This is a genomic window from Burkholderia sp. E168m15 (assembly GCF_016586105.1).
Lineage (GTDB): Bacteria > Pseudomonadota > Gammaproteobacteria > Burkholderiales > Burkholderiaceae > Burkholderia > Burkholderia orbicola.
In genome coordinates this window covers 1-18,448 of record NZ_BCPO01000026.1, presented here as the reverse complement: position 1 = coordinate 18,448, position 18,448 = coordinate 1, and the positions used below count along the sequence as shown (strand labels likewise).

Here is an 18,448-nt window from a genome sequence, read left to right as displayed (position 1 = left end):
AACCTGTTCTTCGACGCGGCGCACGCGGCGCTCGACTTCACGGTGACGCTCGGCGAAGGGGCAAGCGCGATCGGCTGGGACGCGACGCAGCTCGGCCGGCAGGCGGCCGGCGAAACCTGGGCAGCGGGACGCATTGCATCGACCTCTGCGCTCGTCGCCACCGACGGCCGGCCGCTCTGCACCGAGCGCACGCTGCTCGATGCGCGCGACCCGCTGCGCGGCGCGCTGCAAGGCCTCGCCGGCTTTCCTGCCTACGGCACGCTGTGGGCGGCCGGCGCTGCATGCGACGCCGCGCTCGCCGAAGCGCTCGCCGCGCGCATGCCGTTCGACGACACGCTGCGCGCGGGCGCCACCTGCGTGACGCCCGGCGTCGTGCTGGTGCGCGCGATGTCGACGTCGATGGAAGCGTTGCAGCGCCACTTCACCGACTGCTGGCTGCAGTTGCGGCCGATCGTGCATGGCATCGACGCACGGCCGCTGCGTCTCTGGCAAACCTGACCGCGCGCGCATCACGCACCGTTTCGGCGCAACGTCACCCCACACGCCGCACGCTCGCCATGCATCACGCACCACGAACGCGCATGAAGGCACGTCGGATGCACATGGCACGCACCTTGCTGCTTACATAAGTGATACACGACGCACGCAAAACAGCGCGGTGCTACGATGATCCGCACCCCTGCCCGGTCGCATGCGCACCGATAAAAATTACGTTTTCCTGAACGCCTGCCTTCATGAAACTGACTCCCCGCGAAAAGGACAAGCTGCTGATCTTCACGGCGGCGCTGCTCGCCGAACGCCGCCGCGCGCGCGGCCTGAAGCTCAACTATCCGGAGGCGGTGGCCTTCATCACCGCGGCGCTGATGGAAGCCGCGCGCGACGGCAAGACCGTGGCCGAAGTGATGCACTACGGCACGACGCTGCTCACGCGCGACGACGTGATGGACGGCGTGCCGGAAATGATTCCCGACATCCAGGTCGAGGCGACCTTCCCCGACGGCACGAAGCTCGTGACCGTCCACCACCCGATTCCGTGAGGCCCCGCATGATCCCCGGCGAAATCCTCACCGACGATGGCGAACACGAACTGAACGCGGGCCGCGCGACGCTGTCGCTCGTCGTCGCGAACACCGGCGACCGCCCGGTGCAGGTCGGCTCGCACTACCACTTCTTCGAGGTCAACGACGCGCTGTCGTTCGACCGCGCGGCCGCGCGCGGCTTCCGGCTCAACATCGCGGCCGGCACGGCCGTGCGCTTCGAGCCGGGCCAGACGCGCACCGTCGAGCTCGTCGCCCTCGCGGGCGATCGCGCCGTCTACGGTTTTCAGGGCAAGGTGATGGGGCCGCTGTAAGCCGCGCCCCGCTCTTCAGGAACAGCACATGACACTACGCTTGAGCCGCCGCGCGTACGCGGAAATGTTCGGGCCGACGACGGGCGACCGCGTCCGGCTCGCCGATACCGAACTGCTGATCGAGATCGAACGCGACTTCACCACGTACGGCGAGGAAGTGAAGTTCGGTGGCGGGAAGGTGATCCGCGACGGGATGGGCCAGTCGCAGCGCGTGGCCGCCGACGTGCCCGATACCGTCATCACGAACGCGGTGATCCTCGATCACTGGGGCATCGTGAAGGCCGACATCGCGATCAAGCACGGCCGCATCGCGGCGATCGGCAAGGCCGGCAACCCCGACATCCAGCCGGGCGTGACGATCGCGATCGGCGCCGCGACCGAAGTGATCGCCGGCGAAGGGCTGATCGTGACCGCGGGCGGCATCGACACGCACATCCACTTCATCAGCCCGCAGCAGATCGACGAGGCGCTCGCGTCGGGCGTCACGACAATGCTCGGCGGGGGCACGGGGCCGGCCACCGGCACCAACGCGACGACCTGCACGCCGGGCCCGTGGCACATGGAGCGGATGCTGCAGGCCGCCGACGGCTGGCCGATCAACCTCGGCTTTCTCGGCAAGGGCAACGCGAGCCTGCCGCAGCCGCTCGTCGAGCAGATTGCGGCCGGCGCGATCGGGCTGAAGCTGCACGAGGACTGGGGCACGACGCCCGCCGCGATCGACAACTGCCTGTCGGTGGCCGACGACACCGACACGCAGGTCGCGATCCACACGGACACGCTGAACGAGGCCGGCTTCGTCGAATCGACGGTCGCCGCGTTCAAGGGGCGCACGATCCACACGTACCACACTGAAGGTGCAGGCGGCGGCCACGCGCCCGACATCCTGAAGGTGTGCGGCGAGATGAACGTGCTGCCGTCGTCGACCAATCCGACGCGCCCGTACACGATCAACACGCTCGACGAGCATCTCGACATGCTGATGGTGTGCCATCACCTCGATCCGTCGATCGCCGAGGATCTCGCGTTCGCCGAATCGCGCATTCGTCGCGAGACGATCGCGGCCGAGGACATCCTGCACGATCTCGGCGCGCTGTCGATGCTGTCGTCCGATTCGCAGGCGATGGGCCGCGTCGGCGAAGTGATCATCCGCACCTGGCAGACCGCGCACAAGATGAAGGTGCAGCGCGGCGCGCTGCCGGAGGACACCGCGCGCAACGACAACTTCCGCGCGAAGCGCTACGTCGCGAAGTACACGATCAACCCGGCGCTCACGCACGGCATCGCACATGAAGTCGGCTCGATCGAGCCCGGCAAGTGGGCCGACCTCGTGTTGTGGGAGCCCGCGTTCTTCGGGATCAAGCCGTCGATGATCCTCAAGGGCGGGATGATTGCCCTCGCGCAGATGGGCGACCCGAACGCGTCGATCCCGACGCCGCAGCCGGTCCACTATCGCGAGATGTTCGCGACGCGCGGCGGGGCGCTCGCGCGCACGTCGCTGACCTTCGTGTCGCAGATGGCGGCCGATGCAGGCATCGCGGAGCGCTATGGGCTCGCGAAGCGGATCGTGCCGGTGCGCAATTGCCGCAACGTGACGAAGGCCGACATGATCCACAACGCATGGCGTCCGTCGATCAGCGTCGATCCGGAAACCTACGACGTGATCGCCGACGGCCAGTTGCTCACCTGCGAACCGGCGACGGTGCTGCCGATGGCGCAGCGCTATTTCCTGTTCTGATCCGGAATCCCCAGTTTCATGCGTACCCTCGACAAACGTATTGCCCCGAACGTGAAACTCGCCGCGTCGCTCGTGGCTCGCGCGCCGACGCTCACGCTCGCCTATGATGCCCGCTGCAAGAGCCGCCTCGCGGCGACGCTCGACACCGGCGAGGACGTCGCGGTGCTGCTGCCGCGCGGCACCGTGCTGCGCGACGGCGACGTGCTCGTCGCCGACGACGGTGCGCTCGTGCGTATCGCGGCGGCCCCCGAAACCGTGCTGCTCGTGCGCGCAGCCGACCCGCTCACGCTGATGCGCGCCGCATACCACCTCGGCAACCGTCACACGCCGATCGAGATCGGCGACGGCTACCTGAAGCTCGAGGCCGATCCGGTGCTCGCGGACATGCTGCGCCGGCTCGGCACGCAGGTCGAGGAAACGCATGCACCGTTCCAGCCGGAAGCCGGTGCGTACGGCGGTGGCCACAAACACGGGCACGACGCAACGTTCGCCGAGGATTATGCGCTTGCGCAACAGGTGTTCGGCGAACACCACGGGCATGCGCATTCGCACGATCACGATCACGATCATCAGCATGGTCCCGGCTGTACGCACGGCCACCACGGTCATGACCACCACTGAACTCGTCGCGCTGCTGCACCTCGCGTCGCCGGCTTTGCCGATTGGCGCGTACAGCTATTCGCAGGGCCTCGAAGCCGCGCTCGACGCGAACCTGATCCGCGACGCCGATTCCGCGCGCGACTGGATCGCGAGCGGCCTGACCGACGTGCTCGCGCACGGCGAACTGCCGTTCCTCGCGCACCAGCTCGCCCGCTGGCAAACACACGACACGCATGCGCTCGCCGCCGAAAATGCCTGGTTCGTCGCGAGCCGGGAATCGGCCGAGCTGCGCCGCGAAACCGAACAGATGGGCTGGTCGCTCGCGCAGCTGTGCGCATCGCTCGAATGGGGCGACGCCACACGCCGCGCGACGCTCGCGTCGCTGTCGCCGATCGCGCTGCCGACCGCGTTCGCGTACGCGGCTGCCGCTCACGACGCCGGCGCCGACGCGACGCTCGCCGCGTACGCATTCGGCTGGGTCGAGAACCAGACGTCCGCCGCGCTGAAGGCCGTGCCGCTCGGCCAGCTCGCCGGGCAACGCATCATCGTCGCGCTGCGCGGCGCGATCGACGCGGCCGTGCGCCGTGCGCTCGCGACGCCGCCCGACGCCATCAACACGTTCGCGCCGCAGTTGGGCATCCTGTCCGCGCGGCACGAAACCCAGTACTCGCGGTTGTTCCGCTCCTGAACTTGATCCACACCATGAACGCACCCGCTCCCTCCTCCGTCCGCCGTACGAAGAAACTGCCGCCGCTGCGCGTCGGCATCGGCGGCCCCGTCGGCTCCGGCAAGACCACGCTGCTCGAAATGCTGTGCAAGGCGATGCGCGACCGGTACGACCTCGTCGCGATCACCAACGATATCTATACGAAGGAAGACCAGCGGCTGCTGACGGTCGCGGGCGCGTTGCCCGAGGAACGCATCATGGGCGTCGAGACGGGCGGCTGCCCGCACACGGCGATCCGGGAAGATGCGTCGATCAACCTCGAGGCCGTCGACCGGATGCTCGCGCGCTTTCCCGATGCCGACATCGTGTTCATCGAGTCCGGTGGCGACAATCTCGCGGCGACCTTCAGTCCCGAGCTGTCGGACCTGACGATCTACGTGATCGACGTCGCGGGCGGCGAGAAGATTCCGCGCAAGGGCGGCCCGGGCATCACGAAGTCCGACCTGCTGGTGATCAACAAGACCGACCTCGCGCCGCTGGTCGGCGCGAACCTCGACGTGATGGCGTCCGACACGCGGAAAATGCGCGGCGAGCGGCCTTACGTGATGACGAACCTGAAGGCGCTCGACGGCGTCGCGGACGTGATCGCGTTCATCGAGAAGAAGGGCTTGCTGACGGTGTGAGCGGCATGGCGACGGCGCACGTCGCCGCCATGCGTTCGGGGGCGGCCTTGCGCCGCCCTTCGTCTATTCGTCTTCGGAAGCCGCGCTCGACTGGTCCGGCAACGCACGCGTGCCGGCTGCGGCAGGCGGCAGCAGCGCGGCGAGCACGTCGACCGTGCGCGCGGTCGCGCCGCGGTGACGCGCCGCGAAGGCCGCGCCGGCCGCACCCATCGCGATGCGCCGCGCCTTGTCGGCGAACAGCGCGTCGAGCACGTGCGCGAGATCGAGCGGATCTTCGACCTGCATCGCCGCCCCTGCCGCGACCGCGTCGGCAGTCGCCTGCGTGAAGTTGAACACGTGCGGCCCGATCAGCACCGGCACGCCGACCGCGCACGCTTCGATCAGGTTCTGCCCGCCGAGCGGCAGCAGGCTGCCGCCGATGAACGCGATGTCGGCCGCCGCGTAGTACGCGCCGAGCTCGCCCATCGAATCGCCGAGCAGCACCGTCACGTCATCCGCCAGCGGTTCGGCGGCCGGCCGGCCCGCCGCGAGCGCAGCCGCATCGGCCGCCCACACCGAGCGCCGCACGCACTTGAGCCCGCTGCGCGCGACGAGCGCCTCGACTTCGGCAAAGCGCTGCGGATGACGCGGCACGAGCACCAGCAGCGCGCCAGGCGTGCGCATTTCCGCGAACGCCTGCAGCACCAGCACCTCTTCGTTCTCGCGCGTGCTGGCCGCGACCCACACCGGCCGCGCGCCGATCGCGTCGCGCCATGCATGGCCGCGTGCCGCGAGTTCCGGCGGCGTCGTCATGTCGAACTTCAGGTTGCCGAGCACGGTCACGTTGCGTGCGCCGAGCGACGTCAGCCGCTCCGCATCGGCCGGGCTCTGCGCGAGCACGCGCGAGAAGCCGCCGAACACGTCGCGCGTCGCCGCGCCGAACTTCGCCGCGCGCCGGAACGAACGCGCGGACATCCGCGCATTGGTCAGCACGAGCGGCACGTCCGCGCGGCGGCACTCGTCGATCAGCGTCGGCCACACCTCGGTTTCCATCACGAGGCCGAGCGTCGGCCGCCACGCGCGCAGGAAGCGCCGCACCGCGCCCGGCATGTCGTAAGGCAGATAGCAGCGCAGCACGCGATCGCCGAAGATCTGTTCGCCCGTCGCACGGCCGCTCGGCGTCATGTGCGTGAGCAGGATGCGCGCATCGGCGCGCGCGCGCATCAGCGCATCGATCAGCGGCTGCGCGGCGCGCGTCTCGCCGACCGACACCGCATGCACCCAGATCAGCGGCGCGCGATCATCCGGCGAGCGGCCCGCGACGTGACCGAAGCGCTCGCCGATATGCTCGCGATAGCCGCGCTCCTTGCGCGAGCGCACATAGAGCCGGATCACGGCGGCCGGCGCGACGAGCCACCACAGCGCACGATAGATCGCCCTCAGCATGCGGTCGCCCTTGAGTTACGTCGAAGCAGGGGCGCGCTCAAACCAGCGCCCTGCCCGTCAGGCGTTCGAGAATGCCGAGCGGCGCGCATTCGCGGCGCACCATCGCATCGACCGGCAGGAAGAAGGTCTGCTCCAGCATGAACTGGCCGGACATCACAGCGTGCGAAGTCTGATCGGAGAAACATATCCACACGCTGCCCGGCGGAAACGGCATCGTCTGCTGGGGACACGTCTTCTGATAGTCGAGATCGGCCTTCATCCCGTCGTGCAGGTTCAGCATCAGGTGGTCGTACGCGCTGCGCGGCGATTTCGTTACGTGCAGGAGGTTCAGCAGCCACGCCGAGCCCGGCAACTGCGGCCGGATCTTCGGCAGGAAGCGCTTCGCGACATCCTCGAACGGCTCGCCGACACGCCACACGCGCGGCACGCCGGCCGGGTTCACGTTCGTGAACACGCGCAGGATGCGCTCGCCGTAGTTCGGCCGCGACGGGAACGCGTCGACGTGCAGCCGGCTGTCGTCCTTGCGCCACGACGTCTGGCGCGTTTCGACCTGCATCAGCCGCAGGCTCGTCGGCGCGACGCGCAGCTTGCCGCGGTATTCGGGGAAAAGGCCGTCGACGAGCGTGCCGGCCTGCTGCTGGAAGCGCGCGACGAGCGCGCGCACGGCCGACTGCGTGACGCTGTCGCCGAGCACGCCGGCAAGCGCGCCGCCGTTCGGCGCGAGACTGATGTTCTTGCGTTTCGGATCGGCGAGCGCCGGATCGAGCAGCGCTTCCTCGCCGCCGTCGATCGCGAAGCGCAGATGCGGGAAATACAGCACCTTGCCTTCCTCGACCGCGGCGAGCAACTGCTCGCGCGGCGCCGACAGGTTGTGCCCGCTCCAGTCGGCGGACGGGACTTCGATGATCTGGGATTCGCTCATGATCGGTTCGCGTGTGGACAGCGTTACAGGAGACCGAAGCCCGCGAGCGCCGACTTCACCTGCGCGATCGACGGGGGCTGCCCCGCCGTGCCGAGATTGACGACGTTCGGCGACCAGTAGCCGCCGGTCCGCCAGGCCGTCGCGAAATTGTACAGTTCGACCGTCGGACGCTTCAGCGCGGCCGCGATGTGAACCAGACCTGTATCAACCCCGACCGTCGCGGCCGCGCCGTCGATCAGACCGACCACGGCCGGCAGCGACAGCTTCGGCGGCACGATCGCCGCCGCGCCGAATTCCTTCGCGAGCCGCTCGCTGGTCGCGCGTTCCGCGTCGTTGCCCCACGGCAGCACGAGCGACGCGCCGCGCCGCACGAGCGCCTGGCCGAGCTCGATCCATGCCGCGTCCGGCCACTGCTTGTCGGCGCGCGACGTCGCGTGGACGAACACGACGTACGGCACCGGCAGGTTCAGGCCGAGCGCGGCCACCGCGAGCGCCGCCGCCCGCGTGTCGAGGCCGAATTCGACCGGATCGGCCGGAGTCGGCGCCGGGTCGTCCAGCGCGGCCGCGACGAGTTGGCGCGAGCGCTCGACCACGTGCGTGCGCGGCGCGATCGGCACGCGCTTGCGATAGAAGAAGCGCACCGGCCATTCGTAGCCGGCGCCGTCGGTCCGGTTGCCGAGCCCGACGAGCGGCCCGCGCGCCCAGCTCGCGACCCACGCCGTCTTGATGAGGCCCTGGCAGTCGATCACGAGGTCGTACTGCTCGGCCGCGAGGCGCCGGCGAAATGCGCGAATCTCGCGCCACGTCGCACCCGAGAACGGCTTCTTGCGCCAGCGGCGCAGCGAGAACGGCAGCACGTTGCGCACGCCGTCGACGAGCCGCACGAGGTCGACGAAGCTTTCCTCGACGAGCCAGTCGATCTGCGCATCGGGGTGGCGGCGCCGGATATCGGCGATCACCGGCATGTTGTGCACGACGTCGCCCAGCGACGACACGCGCACGATCAGGATCTTTTGCACGCTGAAAAAACGCCGACTGGCAGCCGGCGACAGACATAAAGGGGGGATTTTATCCCGGCCGGACGACCGGACAGACAAAAAGCGGCCGCGCGCCCGGGGCACGCGCCGCTTTTCGAGATAAACACGGCCGATGAACCGGCCGTCGTACGGGCGGCCCGCCGGCCGCCGGCGCTCAGAACGGCAGCTTGACGTCCGGCTTCGCGGCCGTCAGCACGCGGCGGAAGTCTTCCTGGATGCGCTTGAGCCCTTCCTGCGTCTCGGCCTCGAAGCGCATCACGACGACCGGCGTCGTGTTCGACGAACGCGCGAGGCCGAAGCCGTCCGGGTACTCGACACGCAGGCCGTCGATCGTCACGACTTCGTCGGCGCCGTCGAACTTCGCCTCTTTCTGCAACTGCTCGATCAGGCGGAAATTCTCGCCTTCGTCGAGCCAGAGCTGCAGTTCCGGCGTGCTCATCGCGTCCGGCAGGCTGTTGAGCAGCGCGCTCGGATCGGCCGTCTTCGCGAGGATCTCGAGCAGGCGCGCACCGGTATACAGGCCATCGTCGAAGCCGTACCAGCGATCCTTGAAGAACACGTGGCCGCTCATTTCGCCGGCGAGCGGCGCACCCGTCTCGCGCAGCTTCGCCTTCACGAGCGAGTGACCCGTCTTCCACATCAGCGGCTCGCCGCCCTTCGACTTCACCCACTGCGCGAGGTGGCGCGTGCACTTCACGTCGTAGATGATCTGCGCGCCCGGATTGCGCGACAGCACTTCTTCCGCGAACAGCATCAGCTGGCGGTCCGGATAGATGATCTGGCCGTCCTTCGTGACGACGCCCAGACGGTCGCCGTCGCCGTCGAACGCAAAGCCGAGCTCCGCATCGGTGTCCTTCAGCGCCTGGATCACGTCCTGCAGGTTTTCCGGATGGGCGGGATCGGGGTGGTGATTCGGGAACGTGCCGTCGATGTCGGTGAAGCGCTCGACGAGCTCGCAGCCGAGCGCCTTGAACAGGCGCGTCGCGAGCGGACCGGCGACGCCGTTGCCGGCGTCGACCACGATCTTCAGCGGCCGCGCGAGCTTCACGTCGCCGACGATGCGCGCGATGTATTGATCCGCGACGTCGATCTGCTCATAGGTGCCGCTGCCGGACTCGAACCGCTCGTCGACGATGCGGCGGTACAGCGCCTGGATCTGCTCGCCGTAGATCGCCGCGCCGCGCAGCACCATCTTGAAGCCGTTGTAGTCGGGCGGGTTGTGGCTGCCCGTGACGACGATGCACGAATCGACGCGACGCTCGCCGCCCTTCAGCGCCAGCGGCACGTTCGCCGCGAAATAACCGACCGGCGTCGGCACCATGCCGACGTCGACGACGTCGACACCGGCCGCACGCAGGCCGTCGGCCAGCGCGCCGACCAGTTCCGGCCCGGACAGGCGGCCGTCGCGCGCGACGACGACCGCATCGCCGCCCTGCGCACGGACTTCGCTGCCGAATGCCCGGCCGATTCCGCGCGCCGTGTCGACGTCGAGTGTCTTGCCGACCACGCCACGAATGTCATATGCCTTGAAGATGGATTGGGAGATCATCGATTCTCTTCTCTCAGTTGCGTGCATGGAAAATTGTCTGGCTTGCGCGGGCCGCCGCTCACGGGTGCCGCGCATGATACATGCCTGCCGGCGGAACACCGCGCACAACGGCTGGAGCAGCCGCGATCCCACTTATAATCGCGGGTTTTGATGACGCGCATGTCGCCCATTTTAATGCCTAGCCGCTCCGCCGCCGCCCACCCGCCGCTTCCGGCCGCCCTCCGCGCGCGCCGCCGCTGCCGCGCATGCTGAAGCGCTTCGGCAACCCGGACGTCGCGAAGGCCGTCGCGAACCTCGTCTGGCTGGGGCTCGAACGGCTTACGCAAATCGGCGTCGCGATCGCGATCAGCGGCCTGCTGGCCCGTTATTTCGGGCCAGATGTGTTCGGCAAATGGCAGTATGCGAATACGCTTCTCCTGGTACTGGCGCCGCTCACCTGGGTGTGCGGCGCGGAAATCCTCGTCCCCACCATCGTCCAGCGCCCGCCCGCGCAGCTCGGCGCGGTGCTCGGCAGCGCGTTCGTGCTGCGCATCGCCGTATCGGTCGCCGCGCTCGCCGCGACCTGGATCGCGATCGCCGCGGGCGCCTTCGATCCGCTGGTCGGCGCGATGCTCGCCGGCCTGGCCGTCACGATGGTGTTCCGCGAGCCGTTCGTCGGCGTGATCAACGCGTGGCTGCAGAGCATGACCTACAGCAAGCCGCAGCTCGTCACCAGCATGCTCACCGCGCTCGCCAAGGCGCTGCTCGTCTGGCTCCTGGTGCGCGCGGCCGCCGGCCCCGCCCGTTTCGCGTGGCTGTGGGCGCTGGAAGCCGCCGCGATCGGCCTCGCGCTGCTGCTGTACTACCGCCATCGTAACGGCGGCGCGCTCGGCTGGACGTTCGACAAGCCGCTGTTCCGGCACTTTGCCACGGCCGGCACCGTGTTCTGGCTCGGCCTCATCTGCATGTACCTGTTCCTGAAGCTCGACCGCCTGATGCTCGAGCGCCATGTTTCGTTCGCCGATCTCGGCCGCTATTCGGCCGCGCAGCAGCTCAACGAGAACTGGATCACGCTCGCGCTGATGCTCGCGCAGACCATCGCGCCCGCGTTCGTCTACCGCGTGCAGGACGTCGCGCGGCTGCGCCGCAACATCGTCCGGCTGATCGCGATGACGGCCGGCCTGATGACGGCCGGCGCGCTCGTGCTCGACGCCGCCGCCCCGCTGATCGTCGGCAGGGTGTTCGGCCGCGGCTACGAAGCGTCCGTCGACATCTTCCGCTGGGCCGTCTGGCTGTCCGTGCCGGCCGGCATCGAGGCGATAGGCAATCTTATCGTTCTCAAATATCAAGCAAAATTCGTGTTGCTGACGAAATGGCTGCTCGCGCTAGCCATCGCCGCGCTCGTCAACCTGTTCGCGATCCCGCGGCTCGGCCTGTACGGCGCGCTCGTCGGGCTGGCGGCCGGCTATCTGGCTGCTGCTGCCGTCAACTTTTATTACATCCGTTTCAAGCTGCGAACATGACGTCCCCTGATTGCCCGCCCCCGCTCGACGACGTGGCCGTGCTGATGCCGGCCTACAACGGGCACGACGACGTCGTCCGGACCCTCGCGTCGTTTCGCGAGGATGCGCCCGTGCACGTGCTGATCGTCGACGACGGCAGCACGCCGCCGATCGTCGCGCCCGACCTGCCGGGCCTCGCGATCGACGTGCTGCGCATGCCCCGGAACGGCGGCATCGAACGTGCGCTGGCGGCCGGCATCGACGCGCTCGCGGCCCGCGGCTTCCGCTACGCGGCCCGCATCGATGCGGGCGATCTCGCCGCGCCGCAGCGCTTGGCGAAAGAACGCGCCTATCTCGATGCCCATCCGCGCGTGGCCTGCGTCGGCATGTGGACGCAGGTCGTGTCGCGCGCCGGCGAGCCGCGTTTCATGCTGACGCCCCCCGCCGATCCGCGCACGCTGCGCCGCACGCGCTTCCTGCGCTCGCCGCTCGTGCATCCGTCTGTGATGTTGCGCATCGACGCCGTGCGCGAAGTGGGCAACTATCGGGCGAAGTACCGCGCGGCCGAGGATCTCGATCTTTTTTTACGGTTAATGCAACGCTACGATTGCGCGAACCTGCCGGAACTCGGCCTGTATTACGAGCTTAACGAGGGCGGGATCAGCGCGACCAAGCGTCGGCGCCAGCTGGTATCGACGCTCACGCTGCTGCTGCGCCACTTCAACGTGCTGAACCCGTACGACTGGGCCGGCCTCGCCAAGAACCTGCTGCACTTCGTGACGCCGTACCGTACGCTGCAGCGCATCAAGCAGGCGCTGTTCGCCGCGCGACCGTCCGCCTGACGCGTACCCGGCCCCGTTCGCCCATTTCGACGCTTTATTTTTCTTTTTTTCATGTCCGCCACCTCCCCGCTGCGCATCGCGCTCGTCTGCAACACGGCCTGGGCGATCCATACGTATCGCCACGGGCTGATCCGTGCGCTCGTCGCGCGCGGCGCCGAGGTCGTGGTGATCGCGCCGCACGACCGCACGGTGCCGTTGCTCGAGCAGATGGGCTGTCGCTACGTGGCGCTTGCCGTCGCATCCAAAGGCACGAGCCCGCGCGAGGATCTCGGCACGCTCGCCGCGCTGGTGCGTCACTACCGCGCGCTGCGGCCCGATCTCGTGTTCCATTACACGATCAAGCCGAACATCTACGGCTCGGTGGCCGCGTGGCTCGCGCGCGTGCCGTCGATCGCCGTGACGACGGGCCTCGGCTACGTGTTCATCCAGAAGAGCCGCGCGGCGAGCGTCGCGAAGCGCTTGTACCGGTTCGCGTTCCGCTTCCCGCGTGAGGTGTGGTTCCTGAACCGCGACGATCTCGCGACCTTCACCGACGAGCGCTTGCTCGCGCATCCCGACCGTGCGCGGCTGCTGCACGGCGAAGGCGTCGATCTCGAACAGTTCTCGCCCGTGCCGCTGCCGGGCGGCGACGCACCCGTCTTCATCCTGATCGGGCGACTGCTGTGGGACAAGGGCGTGCGCGAATACGTGGAGGCCGCGCGTCTCGTGCGCGAGCGCTTCCCGAACGCGCGCTTCCAGCTGCTCGGGCCGCTCGGCGTCGACAATCCGAGCGCGATCGGTCGCGCGGACGTCGACGCGTGGGTCGGCGAAGGCATCGTCGAGTATCTCGGCGAAGCGCACGACGTGCGACCGCACATCGCGGCGGCCGACTGCGTCGTGCTGCCGTCGTACCGCGAAGGCGTGCCGCGCACGCTGATGGAGGCATCGGCGATGGGCCGCCCGATCGTCGCGACCGACGTGCCGGGCTGCCGCGACGTCGTCGCCGACGACGAAACGGGCTACCTGTGCCGCGTGCGCGACAGCGCGAGCCTTGCCGAACAATTGAATCGCATGATCGCGCTCGGGCCGCAAGGCCGGGCGGCGATGGGCGCACGCGGCCGGCACAAGGTCGCGGCGGAATTCGACGAACAGCAGGTCGTCGAACGCTACAGGGAGACCATCCATTCGTTGACAGGATTCACACTCTGAAGGAGCGCACCAGCAATGACCGCTAAAGGCACCATCCTCGTTACCGGCGGCGCGGGCTATATCGGCTCGCACACGGCCGTCGAGCTGCTCGACAACGGCTACGACGTCGTGATCGTCGACAACCTCGTCAACAGCAAGGCCGAATCGGTGCGCCGGATCGAGCGGATCACGGGCAAGACGCCCGCATTCCACCAGGTCGACGTGTGCGACGAAGCCGCGCTCGCAAAGGTATTCGACGCGCATCCGATCACCGGCACGATTCACTTCGCGGCGCTCAAGGCCGTCGGCGAATCGGTCGCGAAGCCGCTCGAGTACTATCAGAACAACATCGGCGGGCTGCTCGCCGTGCTGAAGGTCATGCGCGAGCGCAACGTCAGGCAGTTCGTGTTCAGCTCGTCCGCGACCGTGTACGGCGTGCCCGAACGCTCGCCGATCGACGAATCGTTCCCGCTGTCCGCGACGAACCCGTACGGCCAGTCGAAGCTGATCGCCGAGCAGATCCTGCGCGATCTCGAAGTCTCGGACCCGTCGTGGCGGATCGCGACGCTGCGCTACTTCAACCCGGTCGGCGCGCACGCGAGCGGGCTGATCGGCGAGGACCCTGCCGGCATCCCGAACAACCTGATGCCGTACGTCGCGCAGGTCGCGGTCGGCAAGCTGGAAAAGCTGCGCGTGTTCGGCTCGGACTACCCGACGCCGGATGGCACCGGCGTGCGCGACTACATCCACGTCGTCGATCTCGCGAAGGGGCACATCGCCGCGCTCGACGCGCTCGCGAAGCGCGACGCGAGCTTCGTCGTGAACCTCGGCACCGGCCAGGGCTACAGCGTGCTGGAAGTCGTGCGCGCGTTCGAGAAGGCGTCGGGCCGTCCGGTGCCGTACGAACTCGTCGCGCGCCGCCCGGGCGACATCGCGGAGTGCTATGCGAACCCGCAGGCCGCGGCCGACATCATCGGCTGGCGTGCGACGCTCGGTATCGAAGACATGTGTGCCGACCACTGGCGATGGCAGGAGGGGAACCCGCGCGGTTTTGTATAATCCGCTGTCCATTTTCCGAGCGATCCCATGCTCAGCTTCGCGTCCGGCTTCATCGTCTCCTTGCTCGTCACGCTGTTCATCGTGCGCTACGCGCACCTTCACGAGAAATTCTCGATCGACAGCGACCTGGCCGGCGTGCAGAAATTCCATGTGCGGCCGGTGCCGCGGGTGGGCGGCATCGGGATCCTCGCCGGGGTCATCGTTGCCGCGCTGGTGCTGTTCCGGCGCTATCCGACGATCTCCGGCAGCATTCTCGGCATCGTTGCCTGCGGGCTGCCGGCGTTCCTGTCCGGCCTCGTCGAGGACCTGACCAAGCGCGTGTCGCCGCGCGCGCGGCTGCTGTGCACGATGGGCGCGGCCGCGCTCGCATTCTGGCTGATGAACATCGCGGTCACGCGCATCAGCGTGCCGCCGCTCGACTTCCTGCTCGGCTACGTGGCCATCTCGGCATTCATCACGGTGCTCGCGGTCGCGGCGCTCGCGAATGCGATCAACATCATCGACGGGTTCAACGGGCTCGCGTCGATGGTCAGCTTCATGATGTTCGCGTCGCTCGCGTATGTCGCGTTCCACGTCAACGACCCGGTCGTGATGTCCGCGTCGATCATCATGATGGGCGCGGTGCTCGGCTTCTTCCTGTGGAATTTTCCCGCCGGGCTGATCTTCCTCGGCGACGGCGGCGCGTATTTCATCGGTTTCATGCTCGCGGAGCTCGCGATCATGCTCGTGATGCGCAACCGCGAAGTGTCCGCGTGGTACCCGGTGCTGCTGTTCATGTATCCGATCTTCGAGACCTGCTTCTCGATCTACCGGAAGAAGTTCATCCGTGGGATGTCGCCGGGGATTCCGGACGGCGTGCACCTGCACATGCTCGTGTACAAGCGGCTGATGCGCTGGGCCGTCGGGACGAAGCATGCGCACGATCTGACGCGGCGGAATTCGCTGACGTCGCCGTATTTGTGGCTGCTGTGCCTCGTCGCGGTGATACCGGCGACGCTGTTCTGGCGGCATACCGTGCACCTGTTCGCGTTCGTCGTGCTGTTCGCGCTGACCTATGTGTGGCTCTATCTCAGCATCGTGCGGTTCAAGGCGCCGAGGTGGATGGTGGTGAGAAAGCATCGGCCCGGCCGCTGAACCGCGTAACCGGTTTCCGGACGAAAAAAAACGCCCTGCTGGGCGCTTTTTCTCTTCTTGCCGTTCAGTTCACGGCCTGGGACCGCATCACCCGTTCGATACGACGCGCACCGACGGCACGCTCTGCAACACGGGGGCAACGGCCGTCTGGTATTCCGGCACCCAGCGCCGCAGATCGCGCCGTACCTCGTCGTCGGACAACACGCGATGCTGCATCAGCCACGGCAGCAATTCGTCGAGGAAATTGTCCGGCACTTCGCGCGCACGTGCGATCCGCAGCTTCGGGTGCGGCGTACGCGTCGTCGCCTCGTCGTCAGCGAGCAACTCCTCGTAGAGCTTCTCGCCCGGCCGCAGCCCGGTGAACTCGATGCGGATCTGTTCTTCCGAGAAACCGTACAGGCGGATCAGGTCGCACGCGAGATCGACGATCTTCACCGGCTCGCCCATGTCGAGAATGAAGATCTCGCCGCCATGCCCCATGCTCGATGCCTGCAGCACGAGCTGCGACGCTTCCGGGATCGTCATGAAGAAACGCGTGATCTCCGGGTGCGTGACCGTCACCGGGCCGCCCTTCGCGATCTGCTGCTGAAACTTCGGAATCACGCTGCCCGCGCTGCCGAGCACGTTGCCGAAGCGCACCGTCTCGAACTGCGTACGCCCGCTCGACTGCTGCAACGCCTGGCAGGCCATTTCCGCGAGACGCTTGCTCGCGCCCATCACGTTGGTCGGATTGACCGCCTTGTCGGTCGAGATCAGCACGAAGTGACGCACGTCGTGGCGGATCGCCGCCCGCGCCACGCGATAGGTGCCGAGCACGTTGTTGCGCAGCGCCTGCCATGCGTTGTGCTCTTCCATCAACGGCACGTGCTTGTAGGCGGCCGCATGGAACACGATGTGCGGCGCGTGACGCGACATCACCTGGTCGAGCAGCAGCGAATCCTTCGCATCGCCGATGATCGGCACCACGGGCAGATCCGGAAAACGCTCACGCAATTCCTCGGTCAGCCGGTACATCGCGTATTCCGAGAGATCGAATGCAACGAGCTGCGCAGGGGCGAAGCGCAGGATCTGCCGGCACAACTCGGAGCCGATCGAGCCGCCCGCGCCCGTCACCATCACGACGCGGCCGCGCAGCAGCGCTTCGACGTGCGGCGTATCGATCGTCACCGCGTCGCGGCCAAGCAGATCCTCGAGATCGATGTTCCGTACCTGCGACAGGAAGCCCTGCCCCGGCATCAGTGCGGTCAGCGACGGCAGCACCATCGCCTTCACGCCGGCACGCACGCAGAGGGTCGCGACGCGACGCTGGGTTTCGACCGACGCCGACGGAATCGCGATGATCGCGTATTCGACCTTCATCGCATCGGTCCAGTGCTTGAGGTCGTTGAACGAACCCAGCACCTTGTAGCCGTAGATTTCGCGCCCCTGTTTCGTGACGTCGTCGTCGAGCAGGCCGACCAAGCGCCATTCACCGGAGCGCGACAGTTCGCGCGCGAGGCTCGCGCCGGCCGTGCCGGCACCCAGCACCAGCACCGGCTTGCCCTTGCCCACCAGCCCACCGTACAGGTAGTACTCCTTCGTCGCGCGATACAGCGCACGCGCGCCGCCCATTGCCAGGAACAGCATCAACGGCGACACCAGCAGCACCGAGCGCGGAATGATCGGCTGCGGCTGGAACATCACGGCACCGATCATCACGATCACGCCGCCGCCCGCCACCGCCTTCGCGATGCGCATCAGGTCGGGCAAGCTGGCAAACACCCACAGCCCGCGATACAGGCCGAAGCCGCGGAACATCAGCGCATAGACGGGCAGTGCCCACGTCAGCGCCATCAGCGCGCCGCTCAGGAAATCATGCGGAACGCTGCCGTTGAAACGAACGAGATAAGCGAACAACCATGCGGCGACAACCGCCGTCAGGTCGAACAGGAAAGCACTCAGGGACAGCCAAGATGCTCTGGATCGCAACATCGGCGGGAAACCTCAAGAATTGTTTTCGGCGGCCGCTTGAAACCGGCGCCAACGCATGTCGATCAACCATCCGAACCATGCCAGGACACCATACCACGCAAGAAACGACAGCCATTGCTGCAGTTCGGGGCGGCCCTTTGCCCACGTGGCCAGAATTATGCCTGCGAGCATGATGAGGTACCAATAAAGGGCAGTCCGGCCGTGACTGACGCCCGACCGGACCATCCTTTGATAATAATGCTCGCGGTGCGCCTGCCAGAACTTTTCTCCGCGTAACAGACGTCTCAAAAGTGTTACAGATGCGTCTGCAATAAAGGGCGCGAATACCATGGCGGGAAACCAGATCGGCCAGACATCGGTACGCCAGCCCCAATAGCCCAGTGCGCCGGCCAGGAAGCCGAGCGGAATCGAGCCGGCGTCGCCGAGAAACAGTCTCGCCGGATGGAAATTGAGCAGAAGAAAGCCGAGCGCCGCGCCGGCCACTGCCGCGCCCGCCACGGCGAGATCGGGCGACGTATGCGGGCCGCCGAGCGCCGCGACCGCGTATCCGCCGAAGCCAAACAGTGCCATGCCGCCCGCGAGACCGTCGGCGCCGTCCATGAAGTTGTACAGGTTCGTCAGCCAGACCATCGCGAAACCCACGCCGGCGAGCAGCCACCACGGTGCGTCGGCCGGGAAGACGACGATCAGCGCGACGACTGCCGCGAGGTGCGCGGAGAATCGCACGCGGGCCGGCAGCCCGCGCCGGTCGTCGATCTGCGACATCGCGGCGAGTCCCGCGGCGGCGATCGCGATCAGCCAAAGCCGCGGCGCCAGCATCAGCAG

The 18,448-nt window shown here is 67.6% G+C and carries 18 protein-coding genes; 12 read left to right on the top strand and 6 right to left on the bottom strand.

The window, feature by feature from the left end; all coding sequences use genetic code 11:
* The 7 genes from JMF86_RS04160 to ureG form a co-directional block, all read left to right on the top strand.
* The coding region (locus tag JMF86_RS04160; RefSeq protein ID WP_201316764.1) for an urease accessory protein UreD at positions 1-498 on the top strand (498 nt) is incomplete at its 5' end.
* A gap of 236 nt (positions 499-734) precedes the next feature.
* Entirely contained in the window at positions 735-1,037 is a 303-nt protein-coding gene (gene ureA, locus JMF86_RS04155; protein WP_006406310.1) for an urease subunit gamma, read from the top strand.
* Positions 1,038-1,045: 8 nt separating this feature from the next.
* On the top strand, positions 1,046-1,351 hold the full coding sequence (locus JMF86_RS04150) for an urease subunit beta (protein WP_040126797.1): 306 nt from the start codon (positions 1,046-1,048) through the stop codon (positions 1,349-1,351).
* 28 nt (positions 1,352-1,379) lie between these two features.
* Positions 1,380-3,086 carry an urease subunit alpha gene (ureC, locus tag JMF86_RS04145; protein ID WP_006491061.1) on the top strand — a complete coding sequence of 569 codons (1,707 nt, stop codon included), beginning with the start codon at positions 1,380-1,382 and terminating at the stop codon, positions 3,084-3,086.
* Positions 3,087-3,104: 18 nt separating this feature from the next.
* Complete coding sequence (gene ureE, locus JMF86_RS04140; RefSeq protein WP_175809014.1) at positions 3,105-3,707, top strand: urease accessory protein UreE; 603 nt, start codon at positions 3,105-3,107, stop codon at positions 3,705-3,707.
* On the top strand, positions 3,694-4,374 hold the full coding sequence (locus tag JMF86_RS04135; RefSeq protein WP_175809013.1) for an urease accessory protein UreF: 681 nt from the start codon (positions 3,694-3,696) through the stop codon (positions 4,372-4,374). The genes ureE and JMF86_RS04135 overlap by 14 nt, the downstream gene beginning before the upstream one ends.
* Before the next feature lie 14 nt (positions 4,375-4,388).
* Complete coding sequence (gene ureG, locus JMF86_RS04130) at positions 4,389-5,036, top strand: urease accessory protein UreG (protein WP_006476704.1); 648 nt, start codon at positions 4,389-4,391, stop codon at positions 5,034-5,036.
* Between the two features lie 63 nt (positions 5,037-5,099).
* Here the strand turns inward: ureG and waaA are convergent, their stop codons facing one another.
* From waaA to JMF86_RS04110, 4 genes are all read right to left on the bottom strand, one after another.
* Positions 5,100-6,461 carry a lipid IV(A) 3-deoxy-D-manno-octulosonic acid transferase gene (gene waaA / locus JMF86_RS04125; RefSeq protein ID WP_175809012.1) on the bottom strand — a complete coding sequence of 454 codons (1,362 nt, stop codon included), beginning with the start codon at positions 6,459-6,461 and terminating at the stop codon, positions 5,100-5,102.
* Positions 6,462-6,498: 37 nt separating this feature from the next.
* A complete protein-coding gene (locus JMF86_RS04120; protein ID WP_011544767.1) occupies positions 6,499-7,383 on the bottom strand; it encodes a Kdo hydroxylase family protein in 885 nt (294 codons plus the stop codon).
* A 23-nt stretch (positions 7,384-7,406) separates the two neighbouring features.
* A complete protein-coding gene (waaC, locus tag JMF86_RS04115) occupies positions 7,407-8,402 on the bottom strand; it encodes a lipopolysaccharide heptosyltransferase I (protein ID WP_006485129.1) in 996 nt (331 codons plus the stop codon).
* Between the two features lie 172 nt (positions 8,403-8,574).
* Positions 8,575-9,969, bottom strand: a complete 1,395-nt coding sequence (locus JMF86_RS04110) for a phosphomannomutase/phosphoglucomutase (RefSeq protein ID WP_023475260.1) — start codon at positions 9,967-9,969, stop codon at positions 8,575-8,577.
* A 245-nt stretch (positions 9,970-10,214) separates the two neighbouring features.
* Here JMF86_RS04110 and JMF86_RS04105 point away from each other — a divergent pair, with 245 nt between their 5' ends.
* Genes JMF86_RS04105 through JMF86_RS04085 form a run of 5 tightly spaced genes read left to right on the top strand, consistent with a single transcriptional unit; the run spans position 10,215 to position 15,652 of the window.
* Entirely contained in the window at positions 10,215-11,471 is a 1,257-nt protein-coding gene (locus tag JMF86_RS04105; protein ID WP_175809011.1) for a lipopolysaccharide biosynthesis protein, read from the top strand.
* Positions 11,468-12,292, top strand: a complete 825-nt coding sequence (locus JMF86_RS04100; RefSeq protein WP_175809010.1) for a glycosyltransferase — start codon at positions 11,468-11,470, stop codon at positions 12,290-12,292. Before JMF86_RS04105 ends, JMF86_RS04100 begins: the two co-directional genes overlap by 4 nt.
* Before the next feature lie 51 nt (positions 12,293-12,343).
* Complete coding sequence (locus tag JMF86_RS04095) at positions 12,344-13,480, top strand: glycosyltransferase family 4 protein (protein ID WP_175809009.1); 1,137 nt, start codon at positions 12,344-12,346, stop codon at positions 13,478-13,480.
* Positions 13,481-13,495: 15 nt separating this feature from the next.
* On the top strand, positions 13,496-14,518 hold the full coding sequence (galE, locus tag JMF86_RS04090; protein WP_006476712.1) for a UDP-glucose 4-epimerase GalE: 1,023 nt from the start codon (positions 13,496-13,498) through the stop codon (positions 14,516-14,518).
* A gap of 27 nt (positions 14,519-14,545) precedes the next feature.
* Positions 14,546-15,652, top strand: coding sequence for a glycosyltransferase (locus tag JMF86_RS04085; protein ID WP_175809008.1), 1,107 nt, complete (start codon positions 14,546-14,548; stop codon positions 15,650-15,652).
* An 87-nt stretch (positions 15,653-15,739) separates the two neighbouring features.
* Here JMF86_RS04085 and JMF86_RS04080 read toward each other — a convergent pair whose 3' ends face one another.
* Positions 15,740-17,623: a nucleoside-diphosphate sugar epimerase/dehydratase gene (locus JMF86_RS04080; RefSeq protein WP_012328042.1), complete on the bottom strand. Its 1,884-nt coding sequence runs from the start codon at positions 17,621-17,623 to the stop codon at positions 15,740-15,742.
* 12 nt (positions 17,624-17,635) lie between these two features.
* The coding region (locus JMF86_RS04075; RefSeq protein WP_201316763.1) for a glycosyl transferase at positions 17,636-18,448 on the bottom strand (813 nt) is incomplete at its 5' end.